The organism is Thermodesulfobacteriota bacterium (assembly GCA_036397855.1).
In the GTDB taxonomy this organism is placed as follows: domain Bacteria; phylum Desulfobacterota_D; class UBA1144; order Nemesobacterales; family CSP1-2; genus DASWID01.
Map to the genome: position 1 here is coordinate 1 of DASWID010000060.1, position 15,291 is coordinate 15,291.

The 15,291-nt window shown below is 41.5% G+C and carries 15 protein-coding genes and 1 tRNA gene; 6 read left to right on the top strand and 10 right to left on the bottom strand.

What is annotated here, in order from left to right; genetic code table 11:
- The first annotated feature begins 315 nt into the window (after positions 1-315).
- From VGA95_04715 to VGA95_04725, 3 genes are read left to right on the top strand one after another with little or no spacing between them, the layout of a single operon-like run.
- Positions 316-498, top strand: coding sequence for a hypothetical protein (locus tag VGA95_04715; GenBank protein ID HEX9665845.1), 183 nt, complete (start codon positions 316-318; stop codon positions 496-498).
- 42 nt (positions 499-540) lie between these two features.
- Entirely contained in the window at positions 541-774 is a 234-nt protein-coding gene (locus VGA95_04720) for a ribbon-helix-helix domain-containing protein (protein ID HEX9665846.1), read from the top strand.
- Positions 761-1,021, top strand: a complete 261-nt coding sequence (locus tag VGA95_04725; protein ID HEX9665847.1) for a type II toxin-antitoxin system RelE/ParE family toxin — start codon at positions 761-763, stop codon at positions 1,019-1,021. Before VGA95_04720 ends, VGA95_04725 begins: the two co-directional genes overlap by 14 nt.
- Before the next feature lie 903 nt (positions 1,022-1,924).
- On the opposite strand, the gene VGA95_04730 is transcribed toward VGA95_04725, so the two are convergent.
- The 6 genes from VGA95_04730 to VGA95_04755 all read right to left on the bottom strand — a co-directional run bounded on the left by VGA95_04730 (position 1,925) and on the right by VGA95_04755 (position 8,053).
- A tRNA-Arg gene (locus VGA95_04730) sits at positions 1,925-2,002 on the bottom strand.
- A gap of 102 nt (positions 2,003-2,104) precedes the next feature.
- Positions 2,105-3,862 carry a phosphoenolpyruvate--protein phosphotransferase gene (ptsP, locus tag VGA95_04735; protein ID HEX9665848.1) on the bottom strand — a complete coding sequence of 586 codons (1,758 nt, stop codon included), beginning with the start codon at positions 3,860-3,862 and terminating at the stop codon, positions 2,105-2,107.
- Entirely contained in the window at positions 3,859-4,140 is a 282-nt protein-coding gene (locus VGA95_04740) for an HPr family phosphocarrier protein (GenBank protein ID HEX9665849.1), read from the bottom strand. Before VGA95_04740 ends, ptsP begins: the two co-directional genes overlap by 4 nt.
- Positions 4,141-4,188: 48 nt before the next feature.
- Complete coding sequence (locus VGA95_04745; GenBank protein HEX9665850.1) at positions 4,189-5,010, bottom strand: DUF4292 domain-containing protein; 822 nt, start codon at positions 5,008-5,010, stop codon at positions 4,189-4,191.
- A 1-nt stretch (position 5,011) separates the two neighbouring features.
- Entirely contained in the window at positions 5,012-6,775 is a 1,764-nt protein-coding gene (locus tag VGA95_04750; GenBank protein ID HEX9665851.1) for a tetratricopeptide repeat protein, read from the bottom strand.
- A 36-nt stretch (positions 6,776-6,811) separates the two neighbouring features.
- The gene (locus tag VGA95_04755; protein ID HEX9665852.1) at positions 6,812-8,053 is read right to left on the bottom strand and encodes a transglutaminase-like domain-containing protein; all 1,242 of its coding nucleotides are present in this window, start codon (positions 8,051-8,053) and stop codon (positions 6,812-6,814) included.
- 470 nt (positions 8,054-8,523) lie between these two features.
- On the opposite strand from VGA95_04755, the gene mqnC reads away from it, so the two are divergent.
- Both mqnC and VGA95_04765 read left to right on the top strand, forming a co-directional pair.
- Positions 8,524-9,600 (top strand): cyclic dehypoxanthinyl futalosine synthase, encoded by a 1,077-nt coding sequence (gene mqnC, locus VGA95_04760; GenBank protein HEX9665853.1) that lies wholly within the window; start codon positions 8,524-8,526, stop codon positions 9,598-9,600.
- 35 nt (positions 9,601-9,635) lie between these two features.
- Positions 9,636-10,193 (top strand): hypothetical protein, encoded by a 558-nt coding sequence (locus VGA95_04765; protein ID HEX9665854.1) that lies wholly within the window; start codon positions 9,636-9,638, stop codon positions 10,191-10,193.
- Here the strand turns inward: VGA95_04765 and VGA95_04770 are convergent.
- The 4 genes from VGA95_04770 to VGA95_04785 all read right to left on the bottom strand — a co-directional run bounded on the left by VGA95_04770 (position 10,145) and on the right by VGA95_04785 (position 13,653).
- On the bottom strand, positions 10,145-10,669 hold the full coding sequence (locus tag VGA95_04770; protein HEX9665855.1) for a hypothetical protein: 525 nt from the start codon (positions 10,667-10,669) through the stop codon (positions 10,145-10,147). The two genes, VGA95_04765 and VGA95_04770, sit on opposite strands and share 49 nt — an antisense overlap.
- Positions 10,670-10,675: 6 nt before the next feature.
- Positions 10,676-11,041 carry a hypothetical protein gene (locus VGA95_04775; GenBank protein HEX9665856.1) on the bottom strand — a complete coding sequence of 122 codons (366 nt, stop codon included), beginning with the start codon at positions 11,039-11,041 and terminating at the stop codon, positions 10,676-10,678.
- A 342-nt stretch (positions 11,042-11,383) separates the two neighbouring features.
- Positions 11,384-12,877 (bottom strand): glycogen synthase GlgA, encoded by a 1,494-nt coding sequence (gene glgA, locus VGA95_04780; protein HEX9665857.1) that lies wholly within the window; start codon positions 12,875-12,877, stop codon positions 11,384-11,386.
- A 134-nt stretch (positions 12,878-13,011) separates the two neighbouring features.
- Positions 13,012-13,653 carry a bifunctional 4-hydroxy-2-oxoglutarate aldolase/2-dehydro-3-deoxy-phosphogluconate aldolase gene (locus VGA95_04785; protein ID HEX9665858.1) on the bottom strand — a complete coding sequence of 214 codons (642 nt, stop codon included), beginning with the start codon at positions 13,651-13,653 and terminating at the stop codon, positions 13,012-13,014.
- 232 nt (positions 13,654-13,885) lie between these two features.
- Here VGA95_04785 and VGA95_04790 point away from each other — a divergent pair, with 232 nt between their 5' ends.
- A complete protein-coding gene (locus VGA95_04790; protein ID HEX9665859.1) occupies positions 13,886-14,338 on the top strand; it encodes a Fur family transcriptional regulator in 453 nt (150 codons plus the stop codon).
- The last annotated feature ends 953 nt before the right edge of the window (positions 14,339-15,291 follow it).

Sequence of the window (15,291 nt, forward strand, 5' to 3'; positions counted from 1 at the left end):
CGTATTTATCCCTTACCTCATTGTATATGAACTCAAAATCTATGAGCTCTCTTATCTTCCTCAGAGGATGATTCTTACGTATCCTCTTATCTATATTGATTCCCATATAAAATAATTTACTCTGGGGTGGGTCTTCGTAGCTCATCATGGCTGGTGGTTTTTATCCTCCTTCAGGTTTTCTCCCATTATAGCACTCCTGAGCTTTTTTGTGTCAACTTTTTTCCCTAGCAGAGGATTTGGGCAACAGCCCGTTCACAATTGACAAATGATGATACGATGCAGGATACATGATGCATGATGCAGGATGCACGATCCATGATGCACCATGCAGGATGCATGATGGCAAGAGGGAATGAAGGGAAAGAGGGCGTTGAATTGGAGATTGCTTCGAGGGAGCCTGTGCTTAGCACGTCGATTAACTTATTACCGGCCCTTCGATGTAACTCTGGACAGGCCCTTCGACTCAACTCAGGACAGGCAATGACAAGAACAATTTAACGTCTTGCCGTTCTAACGTTTTGATGATAAACTTCTAGGAATATGAAAGGGACCCAGAAAAGAGCAACTATTTATTTCAATCCGGATGTTCATAGGGCTCTAAGGCTAAAAGCAGCCGAGACAGACCGATCCATCTCTGACATAGTAAACGAAGCTGTAAATCTAAGCCTGGCAGAGGATGAAGAAGATTTGGCCGCATTTGAAGAGCGAAAAACCGAACGCAATTTGGCATTCGAAAATGTGCTGAAAGACCTTAAGAAACGTGGCACGATATAGGATTCTGATTAAGCCTTCGGCAGTTAAAGAGATTGAACGAATTCCCAACAAAAAAGACCGTCAGCGCATAGTGTCGAGAATTGCTAAACTTGCAGACAATCCCAGACCATCGCGTTGTGAGAAACTTACTGGAGAAGAGAAATACCGCGTCCGTCAGGGCTGGTATCGAATTGTATACTTGATCGAGGACCAAGACCTAGTTGTGTACGTTTTCAAGATCGGACATAGAAAAGACATATATCGTTGAGGTTTCTGAGATTCAAAGTGAGATTCAAAGGGAACGGAACCCTTCAATTATCAGCGATTGACTGAAATATAAAAATTCTGAAATGTTATATGTTACTTTAAGAATTTAGCATAACTATCTCTTAGTAAACAATTAAGACTTCGATGTCTGATTTTCATAATTGACGATTGTTTTAACTTACTTTTATTCTCCCCCCTATTTTTTGACCAGTTCTTTTTACTTTTCGTATCATGAACGTCCTATTCCTTTTCATTATCAATTAAAAGATAAGTGGAGGACTGAAGTCCTCCGCTACATGTTTATTCACGGCTGGCCCTTCGACTCAACTCAGGACAGGCCCTTCGACAAGCTCAGGACAGGCTCAGTGTGAACGGGTTATATGGAACAGAAAGGAAAAAGAAAACCTTTTTATTCATGGATTCCCGACAACAATCCTCGGGAATGACCGTAGGTGTAGAATTGCTGATATTTGTTCCGGGTCGCACATGAGATTGTACCTTTTACTATATTACAGAATTGCAAATTTCGGAACTAGGAAAATGTTTGTGGGATTCCCGATAGATTCTTCGAGTTGCTCACCCTTCGACATTTCTCAGGACAGGCCCTTCGACCAGGCTGAGGGTGAACGGGTTATAAGGAACAGAAAGAAAAAGAAAACCTTTTTATTCATGGATTCTCAATAACTGCATTTGGGAATGACGCGTCGTAATTGAGATTGCTTCGAAACGAAGTTTCTCAAATGACCTCTAGGTGGATTCCCCATAACGCTTGTCCTCGAACGCCACCCGATCAATTCATTCGAGTGCAGGCTTGATCGGGGAGTGCTCGGGAGACAGATGCGGGTGGATCCCCGATAAATGCATTCGGGGGTGACAATCGGAGCAGATATCAAGCTGAATTTTTTGGCGCCCCCAGAGGGATTTGAACCCCCGACCTGCGGATTCGAAGTCCGACGCTCTATCCGGGCTGAGCTATAGGGGCGCGTCCTAGAGTTTATGATATTTGTATACTCGATAGTAAAACCTATCCTCACTTCCCCCCTCACCCTAACCCTCTCCCTCAAGGGAGAGGGAATTTCATAGTTCAATCTGAATTTATTTCCTGAACGCATTCAAGGGGAAGTGACCTCCCCCATCTATCCAGAATTGTTTTAATCACATAATCCTTTGTGTCAAAAGTAGTCTTCAATTTCAACGCATTCTCTAATATCTCCTCACATCCGGCCTTTGTTATGGAGTTTAATAGCTTTTTAACCTTTGGAATAGAATGTGTGTTCATGCTAAGTTCGTCAATACCCATGCCAACAAGGAGAGGAACACACGAGAGCTGACCAGCCATTTCCCCACATACACCCACTGGGACACCCTTAAGCCTCGCCGCCTCTGTAATGCTCTTTAAAAGTCTCAGGACTGCTGGGTGGAAATGACTGAATAGGTACGATACATGCTCATTAATTCTATCCACAGCCAGCGTATACTGTATAAGATCATTTGTGCCTATACTTAAGAAGTCCACCTCTTCAGCGATTTCGGATGCAAGAATTGCTGCCGATGGTGTCTCAATCATCACTCCTATCTCCCAAGAGCAACCAGAATCAATCTCCCTTGCTACCCCGCTCACAATACTCTTTGTGTCTCTGATCTCAAAGAGACTGGACACCATTGGAATAAGAATCCTAATTTTCCCAAAACGGCTAGCCTTGAGAATTGCTCTAATTTGTGTTCGAAAAATATTCCTATCCATCAGTGAGAATCTGATCCCGCGAAGTCCGAGTGCAGGATTGAGTTCTTTTGGAGCTTCCATCCCCGGTGGGAATTTATCTCCACCAATGTCAAGAGTCCTTATTGTTATATCTGATGAATGGAAAATCGATATCAATTTTTTATAATCCTCAAACTGCTCTTGTTCGGTTGGAAAAACATTGGATCTCGTAAATAGAAACTCCGTCCTGTACATTCCTATCCCCTCTGCCCCGTAAGATAATGCTTGCTCAATCTCATCCGCGATCTCAATATTCGCATTGACCTTAATCGCCATGCCATCCAGGGTCCTGCTAGGTAATTTCGCATATCTCTTGAGTTTCCTGGCGAGAGCCTGATAGTCCTTTTCTCTTTTAATAAATTCCCCTCGCTCTTGATCCGCAAAATTCACTATTACAATACCGTTGTAACCATCAATGAAAATCGGATCCCCAGGGGATACTTTGAGTATAATATCCTCAAGACCCATGACGGTTGGAATACCCAGTGATCTTGCGACGATAGCGCTATGGGATGTAGTACCTCCTATGTCAGTAGCAAGCCCAATGGCACGGTGCTTGGAAAACGCGATTAAATCTATAGGTGAAATATCATGCGCCACCAGCACGGAATCCCCTTTCAGATCAGGCACATCATCCTTAACATCTCGAAGATTGTGAAGGACTATCTCTCCAAGATGATATATGTCAGCCAGTCTCTCTTTCATATATATGTCTTCTACATGCTTAAAAGCCTCACTCTTCTTTGAAAGAACATATGTTATGGCCCACTCGGCACTCGCTAGTTCGGACTCAATAGCCCTAATTACCTCTTCACAGAACAAATCGTCTTCGAGCATCATGATGTTAAAATTCAAAACCTCCAGGTGATCCCCCTTCTCCATGGGATCAAATCTTTCAATTATTGAACGTAGATGCTTTTTTGACTTTTGTACGGCACTGAGAAATCTCTCTTTTTCTGATTGTATAAAGGCTGGATCGACCCCGGATCTCTCTACAAACGTCTTTGTGCGATCGAGCAGGGCAACCCTTCCAAGGGCAACACCTGGAGAAATTGCTATTCCTTTTAACTTAAATCTCATGACTCTTCCCCAAATCCGCTATCGACAAGCTTCTCGATCTCCGAGATAGCCTCATCTGCGTCCTCACCTTTCGCGACTACCTCTATTTTAGTACCTTTTATAGCAGCAAGAGAAAGAACACCCAGTATGCTTTTCCCATCCACAGCATAGCCGTCCTTCATAAGGTGTATATCTGAGGAAAATTTATTTGAAAGGCGTACAAAGATAGCAGCGGCTCGCGCATGAAGACCGAGCTTATTCTTCACTGTAAAAACCTTGCTCCTCTCTACACTGCTCATTCTAGCGGGGCACCAATTTATCGCTATATATATTTATTCTGTTTGAAATCAGAAGACTCTGGAATCTAAAAACATCCGGTTATTTATTATAGGGTTTGGTGAGTATTTTTTCAAACCTGCGAAAGGGGGTTGTGGTTTAAATAAATTTCTATCAATGTCCGTGTTCACATCGAGATCTCTATCGTATTTCAGAGAAATTAAATATTCATCAACCCTGAGCTCAATTCGTCGGGGGATCTGCGTACCATTTCCAACATCTATAAAATCTTCAAATTCACATGTCGCAGTCGAACCATTTTCCAAAGTAATCATAGCCTTTGAGATCCTATAATTCAGGGGATTTATCCAGAGGACACTCTCTTTTCTCCTGTCTTTAAACAGGGTTAAGACAACTCGACCATCATCCACACCTAGAAGCACTCGGGAATTCATAAAATCAGGCGCCTCAGGCAATCGGCCTAAGAAGAGATTGACCAGGTTTTTCAGCGTAATCTTAACCGGAAGGTCAGGGTAGAAATATGAGATATCGAATTCTTCCAAATTATCGAATTCGTTTCTCTCTTTGGCTGAAATTACATAGACCTTCTGACCATTTGAAATGATCATGCCCACTGTCCTGCCAAATGGGGCTATCGCCTCTAAACGTAACAGGTTCGGCTCTTCGGCAATTGTTACTTGTTTATAAGAAACATTGTTATAAGGGGATTCAATATTAACGGACGCTAGACCCTTTACAGAATTAACACTGTCTTCAGCATCTATAACCTTCGATATAACGTCTCCAAGATCGATACGTTCTATATCTATCTCTAACGTCTTCTTTGCACAGGATAATAAAAGAGGGAGGATTAAGATTAAATGCTTGTTCAAGCTAAATTTTTTCCTTTCCTATCTGGGCATTTATTTTCTCTTTTATCACAAGTATCTTTTCCTGAAGCCTTTCCTTGATCTCAATATCGTCATCTTCATTAAGTTCTAAACCCTTCTCATAATATTGTAAGGCCTTCAAAACATCTCCCTTGTCATTATACACATCCCCTAGGTGCTCCATGATACTCGGATCATCGGAAGTGAGCTCAACCGCCTCCAACAAATACTCTAGTGCTTTATCTAACTGTCCCTTCTTATAATAGACCCACCCAAGGCTATCTATTATATACCCTCTGTTTGGCGATATTTCGTTCGCCTTCTTCACCAACATTTCGGCCTCGTCGAGATTCTTCCCCATCTCAGCATAAGAATAACCGATGAAATTCAGGGCATCGGCATGATTAGGATTTTCCTCTATTATTTCCCTCATGGTTGATATCCCCTTTTCTTCATCCTTCTTCATGAAGTATGTAACCCCCAGGGAATATGTGATAACCTCGTTTCCGGGATTACGCTTTAGAAAATTCTTGTAAGTTTCTATTGCTTCATTATCTCGATTCAGCTTTCTGTAGAGGCCCCCCAGATAGTTAATCAGTATCTCGTTATCAGGCAAGCGCTCCGTGGTTTCTTGCATAATTTTCAACGCCTCATCGAGCTGTCCCCTTTTCTCATAGATATAAGCCTTCTGGACAAGCGAATCGTCATGAAAATTAGAGTCACTTGCTATATCATTAAGAAGATTAAGAGCCTCATCGAATCGATCCGTTTCGGTGTAGCAAAGTGCAAGGTAATATTTAACCCTTTCGTCATCAGGATTTCCAATTAGAACAATATTAAACTCTTGTATCGCCTTATCGTAATCCCTCTCCTCGAGATAGAGGAGACCAAGCCTCAGCTTTACGTCCGGATTCTGAGAATCGAGTTGCTCAGCTTTTTTGAATTGCTCCGCAGCATCCGCAATTCGATTCACTGTAAATAGGAAGTTTCCGTAACGGATATAGCTCTCTAAACTGAGGGGGTAGAAAAATATTAGATCTTTATAAATTTTTTCTGATTCAACCGGTCTTCCAAGTTTTTCATAGACTCTGGCTATGTCTACAAGAGCCAGTGGATAAGATGGGTTTCGCTCAAGAGCTTGATTGTAGTAAGCGACAGATTCCTCCAATGCACCCTTTTCAAGATACAACCTTCCGAGAAAATAATATGCACGTTCATCATCAGGAGCGAGCTCGGTAGCCTTCGTCAGAATTTTCTGAGCTTTGTCATATTCTTTGTTTTCGGTGTGTACATTCCCCAGAAACAAATAAACATCAACATCTTCAGATTCGAGCTCAATCGACTTTTCCAACTCTCGAATGCCTTCCCGCTTCTTCTTCGGATCATTACTCGAAGCGTAAATCTTACCAAGAAGAGCCCTAGCAGGAATATAATTCGGATTTAAATCCAGGGCCTCCGTTAATTTACTAATCGATTTATCGAGACGGTTAAGACTAAGATACATCATTGCTAGATTGTGCTTTATCAGTGCAGAGTCAGGATCGTAGCCCTCAGCCAATTCCATTTCCCTAAGAGCGCTTACTATATCCCGTCGCTCTTGATACAACATGGAAAGCGAGAAATGATAGTAGGCATCATATCTGCTCGGTAATGACCCATCCTTCTCTATATTTTCATGCCCAGATGTATCGGCTGTTTTTAACTCAATACCTCTGCTCGCACAGGAACAAATAATTAACAACAGGAATACCAGCCCTTTTTTGCTCATCCCAAATAACTCCGTAAATCGATTATTCTTCATGTCTTACGACGCCTCAACTACGTCCAATTCAATTTTGCCCACCAATCTCAATATCTCTGCACTCTTGTTGAGGTTACCCTCTACAAATTTAACGTGAGAAGCATCGGCGGGAAACTGACCAAAAGTAGGGTCTACTGCAACCCATTTACCAACGAACGCCTCATTCCAAGCATGATAATAGAATTTCCCATCCAAAAAAACGAGACCGAGAACCAACTTTGTGGGAATACCTGCCGCTCTGGCAAGTGCTGTAAAAAGTGTCGCGTGTTCATTGCAGTCCCCTTTTCGAGTCTCCAGCACATCAAGTGCATTAGGAAGGCTTATTGTTGGAGTCTTTTCCAAGTTTTTATAGAGCCAATCATTTATTTTTCTGACAGCTTCAAGAGAATCTGTTTCTTCGCCCAAAATGACACGTACCCTTTTCACTATTTCATCATTCTTACTCTGAATTAAGATGCTCTCCTGAGTATATGCCTTGAGTTCTTTACCGGTATATGGAATTTTATAAGTATTGATATTTGAAAGAGAACCTACCCTTATCTCGAGTAAACCATCCTTAATAAACTGTCGGTAATTATCTATTAGATCTAATCCATCAGTTGATTCGATGCCACCAATCCTTATACGCAAGAACTCAAGGTCCCGAGGATTCTCAATTGTCAGATTTGAAGATATAGCAGTTTTATCCACAATATCTAAACTCGAGACATTGTCTGTAATCAAATCTTCTCGGTTTTCTTTAATGGACACAATTCCCAGCGGTGAGACCTCTTTTATGACTTCTCCATTCGGGGTAATCCACGCTGTATACTCTGAACCTAAATAATTCATCTTGACCCTGTAAGTTTTAAATGTTCCTAAGGGGATTGAGATTTCTTCTTCGCCTTCAACGGTCAGTATTGCTTTTGAACTCCCAGGCTCCGCCCCAGTCAACACCGCGGTAGGATCAAAAAGCAAGACTTCGTAACTTTTCCCTAATTCAGGATTCTTTGATATTAACCAATCATACAGAACTGGATTAACCACTGGTTCTTTATCTATTGGGATCTTAAGTTCGCTGTTCCCTGAAATCGATGCTATTTTTATTTCAAGTTTATCGCCATTTCTTACACCTTTGACCTTAAGATCGACTGAACCCGCTTTCATGAAAAACTCAAATGCCTTCAGATTGAAACCGTCAAGCAAATATTTTGCATTTGTATCGACGTCCTGATCTTTGCCCAGAACTGTCATCTTAAGTTTCATTTGTTCTGAAGCTTCCCTGTCCCCCTTATTAGAAATGATTTTGGTTCGGGAATATCCTATCTTGTCCTTGTCTGAATAAATGCCCATCCACCTCTCTTTCGTAGTTTTTTCTGTACCAAAGCTGATGGAAAAACTAAAAATAGAAAATAGAACGAGGACCAATAAAGGAGATAACCTCATACTTGAATAATCTACACATGTTTCATACCACTCTCAAGTTGACTAATTTAAGGAGGGAGTGGCATACACTATGCTTAGAAACATTAAAACCCACTACAATTAGGCATTGACGTTGAACCCTTCTAGGGGTTATCAATGAAGTAGCACTATCATGCTAAGAGCCGAGAAACTTACTTTGAATAAATATTTTCATATTTGAAGATGCTTCATACTATGAATCCTGGATTTTATTACCTTGGAACCTTACTCAGATTGACACTCAGCCCGCTATTGGGTTCAATAAACAAGGAATGGCGGTAAACAATGTTCTCAGTAAGGTCTTGAAGCAAGATCGTATAACTCCTGAAGAAGGGCTCACACTTCTTCGTGAAACCGACCTGCTTGAATTAGGTGCCTTAGCAGATATAACTAGAAAGAGATTCCACGCCGATGGATATGTTACATTCGTAGCAGACACAAACCCTAATTATACAAATGTGTGTGACACAGAATGCCTTTTCTGCGCATTCTGGAGACCCCCGGGTGCCTCAGACGCCTATACCTTATCGATAGATGAGCTCATTACGCTCATGAAGACATCTTATCACAATGGAGCCACCACTGTACTTCTGCAAGGCGGTCATAACCCGGAATTAAAACTCGAATATTATGTTGAATTGACGAGGAGGGTAACCGAAGAGATTCCCGATCTTCATTTTCATGCATTTTCAGCGCCCGAAATTAGCGCGATAGCAAAATATTCAGAAATTACTACAAAAGAGGTATTGGAAAAACTATGGGGAGCAGGTCTCAGAACCATACCCGGAGGCGGGGCTGAGGTTTTAAGCAATAGAATTAGAAAAAGGATAAGTCCGTTGAAAATAAACGCTGATCAGTGGATAGAGGTAACCAAAGAGGCACATGTGATCGGTTTTAAGACCACTGCCACTATGATGTTTGGACATTTTGAAGAGGACGAAGATATCATCGAGCACCTTGAAAGAATAAGAGCCCTTCAGGATGAGACTTCTGGCTTTCTAGCATTTATTCCGTGGACATTTAAACCAAAAAACACATTTCTAGAACAAAAACTTCCCCATGAAATTAGTGGGGACAGATACTTACGTGTCCTTGCTTTATCCAGAATTTATCTCGACAATATTATCCACATTCAGGGCTCATGGTTTACTCAAGGCAAAAAGATGGGCTCGATTTCCGTTCATTACGGTGCAAACGATTTAGGGGGCACATTATACGATGAAAATGTTTTGGGCTGTGCTGAGAATAAACTTAGGTCGACTGTCGATGAACTTGCCCATATGATAAGTAGCGCCGGATTCAAACCCGCACAGAGAGATACATTCTATAGAATCATCAACTACTTTTAATCACTTTCTTTAAGCCATTAGGTTTTACTCATCAAATGATTGTACTTGTCCGCTCTTCTACATTTCTAGTTACTTTTATCGTTCTATTGTTAACATACTCCTGTGGGAGCCAACGAACATTCCAAAAAAAGCCTCCTTCACAAGCGCTAGGACAGTACGAGATCATTCAAATCCAGGATTTAAATACGACGTTACAATCTTATCCGCCTGACATACTATGGTCGATTCCCAATCAACTAGCCGAAAAATTAGAAGAAGAGAAGTTATTTATAGGGGTTAGCAGATCACCCGTAGATTTAAAAAAGGGCGTGCTAATTCTAGATGGCACGCTGAGGGATTTCACGCCAAAAGATTGGTATAAACAATTGGTTACAACAGGCAAAATAGTTGTTGACATACGGTTCGTGGATAAGGCCGACAACAATGTTATCGCAGACGCAACATTTGAGGGGACGGCCAAGTGGGGTCTATTAGGCGGGGGGATGATATTTGCCGATCATCGCTTGATCAGTGAGATTGTCAAATATATAAAGCTCAATTATGTTCACCAAGCGTTTCTTTCCTTCCAGAATCTCCCGATCTCTTCTTCATAAAGAATGGGGTCGAGCTGCCATTTCTTGATTTTGTTATAGATTAGCAAATTTTGCTTCCGAATTTGAATGGAATTAGGATCCCACTCAGAATCCAGTGGCACCTCCCTTAAAAAAATTTCCTGAGAAATACACTGTTCGGCCTCTGTTCGGTGTCCTCCAACCATGTGCGTTCTAACACAGGTCAGCGAATCAGCAAACACTATAGCCATCTTGCCTTCAAATCCTAACCTTTTAGCCGCACCGATGGCCAAAGCTTCATATACGTTCCAGAATACCTCATTCACCTCAACGTCCAGATCCTCAAGCCTCTCTAAAAGCGATAGCGGCAGGACCGGTTTATTATTAAATGTGACCCTGGGAATATCAGAGTATTCAAAATCTTTAGGTGAGAATTCTCCAATGTCACCACACAGCAGAAGAGAATTACGAATCTCCCCCCATAGCTTAGCCGCCAACTTTAGTTCTGTCTTTTTCATCCGCTGTTAATTGGTCTTCACGACCTTCACCAGCCAGGCGTTTTCTTTAAAATCAACAACGCACTCAATCGAACGGAAATATGTAAAAATATAATCAAAAAGCTCGTAGGCTGAGCTTGTATATATAGTCTTCATAACAAAATCGCTAATTTCGAAATCGTCGAGGTCTTTATTCTCACCAGACGATAACTCGAAATCTACACCGTCATCTTCAATTAATTCATCATTTTCTGCTATAAATGCCTTTAGATATCCCTGGTCGCCGTTCTTGCTTAATCCAAGCCGAAATGGCTTCATCTGACCTGCAGCCAAACTACGGGCCAGAAATTCATCGATTTCAGATATATGTATTCTTTGCTCTTTACCGTTCATTTGCATGTTTCAATTTCATACAGACCCTGAAAAACGAATTTCAAAATATATTAAGCCCAAAGAAATAAATGACCCTTCGATGAACTCAGGACTCGGGACTAGGGTGCCCCTTGTTGTCATTCCCTAATTCCTTAATAGGGAATCCATGCTTTTACCTCTGGATCCCCGACAACTGATTTCGGGGATGACATAACCACTAAAAAATTTAATCCAGCGGCAACCCGGTCATCCTGAATTTATTTCAGGATCTAATGGAAACAAGAGATGCTGAAACAAGTTCAGCATGACTGACTATGACATTCATCTTCTTAACGCAATTTTTGGAAGGCCGTTTAACTCCTTTTATCTGTCCTCATCTTTTTTCTCAGTCTTACCAACGCTTTGGTAGAGATCATAATATAATTGGCTTGACCTTTTCCACGAGAAGTCTTCGTTCATGACTCTTTTAATAATCTCTTCCAACTCGACTTTATTATCATATACAGAAAGAGCCCTAATGAGAGCATCAAGAAAACTAACCTTAGAAAATTCGTAAAAAACAAAGCCATTCCCCTTTGTCTTTGAGGCAGTATAGTCTACCACCGTATCCGCCAGTCCGCCTGTCCCTCTTACGATAGGAATACTGCCATATCTCAAGGCAATCAGTTGCCCAAGTCCACACGGTTCATATCGGGAAGGCATAAGAAAAAAATCACAGCCTGCATATATTTTCCTCGCCAATTCGTCATTAAATCCTACGACAACTGACAAGCTGTTTCTGAATCTATTTCGTGCGGCTATGAGCATCCTTTCATACCTTTCTTCACCGTCTCCAAGTATTACTACCTGATATCCAAGGTCAAAAATTTGAGGCAGGGAATCAACGACAAGATCGGTCCCCTTCTGTTCGGTTAACCTCGAAACCATCCCTAGGAGTGGTTGATCATCCTTCGGCGTCAGACCGACTTCTTTTATTAGCTCGGTCTTATTTATAGACTTGCCGCTTATCTGTGACACACCATAATTTCTATAAAGGGCTCCATCCGTTTCAGGATTCCACTCGTCGTAATCGATGCCGTTCAAAATACCAATCACATTATTTGAGTTCTGAGATATAGACCTGAGAATACCATCCAATCCATATCCATACTGCGCTGTTTTTATCTCTTCAGCATAGGTTTGACTAACAGTGGTTACACAGTCCGAATATGTTATCCCACCCTTTAAAAGATTAACCTTGCCGTAAAACTCGATGCCATGAGGAGTATATAAAAACCAAGGCAACCCAAATTTGTCCAGAATGTCTTTATTAAATTGCCCTTGAAAGGCGAGGTTATGGATAGTCAAAATTATTTTAGAATCCCTGAAAAAAGGATCGTCCTTGAGATGCTTCCTCCATTTAAGACAGATGGGGACAAGGGAAGTCTGCCAATCGTGACAGTGAATGGTATCAGGCTTGAAATTAAGTGTTTTGGCTATTTCAAGTGCACCCAAGGAAAGGAAACCAAATCTCAAATCGTTATCATCGTAATCGCCTTCAGGTGTGGTGTAAATGTATTCGCGGTCATAAAGTGAATCATTTCTGAGTAAATAGACCGGCACCCCATCAATCCTTACTTCATGTATTTCTCCTTTGACAGGAAGCCAGTCAATACAAGTAATAATCTCTTCCCTCAAAAGATTAGAACTTAACTTTAGGCTCTCGATATTTTCTCTGGCATCTCGATAAAAGGGGATGACCACCCTAACGTCGCATCCCAAACTTATCAGCTTTCTTGGCAAAGCCCCTATAACATCAGCAAGGCCCCCCACCTTAGCGATAGGTTCCATTTCAGGTGAGATAAAAAGAATGTTCAAACCGTTTTACTCCTCAACTTCTATTTTCAGGGAAATACAGTCCATATAGTATAGTGTAGTCAGTAATAACACAAATTGACCTGATTTTCTATCGAATTTCCCTGCACAACGTTGAGGTAACTTATAATAATCATTCAATTATTACCGATCCTCTTATCATTCATCGCCAATTTTTCAATGACTGTCTTTGACTTACTGAATGTTGCTTCTCTATCAAAAAATCCATCCCTGCCAATCAAATCACTCGATAACCCCACAATTGAAGCACCCGCATTTAAAAAATCAGTGAAGTTCTCAACTGTTACCCCGCCGGTGGTCATTATTTCAATAAATGGGAGCGTTTCTTTTATCGCCTTTACGTATGAGGGGCCTCCAACGGCTTTGACTGGAAATATCTTTACCATGTCTGCACCGAGCTTCCATGCATTCACTATCTCTGATGAAGTGAGGGCGCCCGCTATAGCGACTATTTCTCTGGATTTAGAATAAGAAATTATTTTCCCATCGGTATGTGGAGAGACTATGAACTTTGCCCCAGATTGAATTGCTATTTCAGCCATTTCCCGGCTCAGAACCGTTCCCGCCCCAATAAGGCAGTCCTTTTTCTCCACTAAATCCGCTATAACATCTTCGGCATTGGGAAAGGAAAAGGTGATCTCAATAAGCTTTATGCCCCCATAGATACATGCCTCTGCCATCTCCCTGGCCTTTTTAGCATCCTGGGCTCGTATCACAGAAACTACCTTGTATTTCGTCAAAGCCTCGAGAACTTTCATATTTGATAAATTAACCGATACGGATTTCTCCTTCCAAGTGCAGGCAAAGAGAAAAGTTTCATCGAACTTAAGATGCTATCATTATCCCTCTTAGAAACAAGAAAGTTCAAATACATATATTCTTTATGATTTAAACATCAACTAAGCCAACTGTGTATCCTTATTTACGATAAAAATTTTTTTAGACTAGCATTTTTTATAATTTTAATTAAAATTTTACATAATTAGTTATATGCAACAACAAATCACGCTAGGGGAAGAAAAGGTAAATTCATTTATTAACCGATGTAAAAAACTCGGGATCAAGGTTACTCCGCAGAGGATTGCCATCTATAAAGAACTCGCGGACACCGACGAACATCCCAGCACCGAAACTATTTATAAGAAGATCTTGAAATATCACCCAAATATTTCCCTGACCACTGTTTATAGGACGCTTGAGACTTTTGAGAAACTGGGGTTAGTTTCCGTAGTAAACGTTCTTTACAATGCCGCCCGTTACGACGCCAATTTAGAACCCCACCATCACCTGGTATGCGTTGTGTGTAAAAAGGTGAAAGATTTTTATGATGATTCACTCACGAATTTAAACATTCCCCAAAAGGCCTTACTAGAATATAAGTTGCTCGGATATACAATCCAACTCAACGGAATCTGTTCTGATTGTGGAAACAGAAAATCCTGAACGTGAACTTTTTTGACAGAGCCTGACCATTCTTCCTGATTTAAAATTAGTCTCTAGAACACTCATGGAATGCCCCGGCGGCAAGCTGCAGGGCATGAGCGCGTAAAAAAACAGTCTCCCGAATCAAAAAGACGTAACGGGAGCAAGCCTGGATTCCCACTTATTCTCCGCCAGTTATATGCGGCGACTGGGGTTGTGGATATTCAGCCCAGCTGTCATGCCCGAGGACCTTAATCGGGCATCCATACGTTTTTCTGGATTCCCGCTTACGCTTGTACTCGAAGGCCTCTATCGGGTAATCCGCGGGAATGACGGCTCATGAGATTGCTTCAATTTGCCTCGCAAATTTCGCAATGACGGAGCTGAAGCTTACAATGCCATTGGCCTTCCAAAAATTGCGTTAGGAGGATGAATGTCATAGTCATGCTGAACTTGTTTCAGCATCTCTAGTTTCCATTAGATCCTGAAATAAATTCAGGATGACCGGGTTGTGGTCGAATTAAATTTTTTAGTCGTTATGTCATCCCCGAAATCAGTAGTTGGGGATCCATCCCCGCCACAAACGTGCGGGGACAGGCTCTGGATTCCCTATTAAGCCCGTGCTCGAACGTCTCTGTCGGGTAGCATTAGGGACAACAAGGGGCATCCTTGTCGTGAGCCCTGAGCTTGTCGAAGGGCCTGTCCTGAGCTTGTCGAAGGGCCTGTCCTGAGTTTATGGAAGGATCGAAGGGTTGCTTCTTTGTACCTGTGCTGAACCATGTCCTGACGATAGGTCAGGATCTATTCAGTATCAAGACAAAGAAGTGAGAGAGAAAAAACAAAAATTCTAAGGAGGAGCAAGATGATAAGAACCAAGTCAGATTTTAAAGCAGATTCAAATAATCAAATCAAAAAGGAAAAATTCATAGCGCATAAGGCCGTTGTCTTAAAGCTATTCATTATCTTCAGCCTTA

What these genes read in the sequence shown, in the direction of transcription:
- VGA95_04715 (HEX9665845.1), top strand. Translation starts at nt 316, where the DNA reads ATGATGCACCATGCAGGATGCATGATGGCAAGAGGGAATGAAGGGAAA.
- VGA95_04720 (HEX9665846.1), top strand. Translation starts at nt 541, where the DNA reads ATGAAAGGGACCCAGAAAAGAGCAACTATTTATTTCAATCCGGATGTT.
- ptsP (HEX9665848.1), bottom strand. Translation starts at nt 3,862, where the DNA reads ATGAGATTTAAGTTAAAAGGAATAGCAATTTCTCCAGGTGTTGCCCTT.
- VGA95_04740 (HEX9665849.1), bottom strand. Translation starts at nt 4,140, where the DNA reads ATGAGCAGTGTAGAGAGGAGCAAGGTTTTTACAGTGAAGAATAAGCTC.
- VGA95_04750 (HEX9665851.1), bottom strand. Translation starts at nt 6,775, where the DNA reads ATGAGCAAAAAAGGGCTGGTATTCCTGTTGTTAATTATTTGTTCCTGT.
- VGA95_04755 (HEX9665852.1), bottom strand. Translation starts at nt 8,053, where the DNA reads ATGAAACTTAAGATGACAGTTCTGGGCAAAGATCAGGACGTCGATACA.
- mqnC (HEX9665853.1), top strand. Translation starts at nt 8,524, where the DNA reads ATGGCGGTAAACAATGTTCTCAGTAAGGTCTTGAAGCAAGATCGTATA.
- VGA95_04765 (HEX9665854.1), top strand. Translation starts at nt 9,636, where the DNA reads ATGATTGTACTTGTCCGCTCTTCTACATTTCTAGTTACTTTTATCGTT.
- VGA95_04770 (HEX9665855.1), bottom strand. Translation starts at nt 10,669, where the DNA reads ATGAAAAAGACAGAACTAAAGTTGGCGGCTAAGCTATGGGGGGAGATT.
- VGA95_04775 (HEX9665856.1), bottom strand. Translation starts at nt 11,041, where the DNA reads ATGAACGGTAAAGAGCAAAGAATACATATATCTGAAATCGATGAATTT.
- VGA95_04785 (HEX9665858.1), bottom strand. Translation starts at nt 13,653, where the DNA reads ATGAAAGTTCTCGAGGCTTTGACGAAATACAAGGTAGTTTCTGTGATA.
- VGA95_04790 (HEX9665859.1), top strand. Translation starts at nt 13,886, where the DNA reads ATGCAACAACAAATCACGCTAGGGGAAGAAAAGGTAAATTCATTTATT.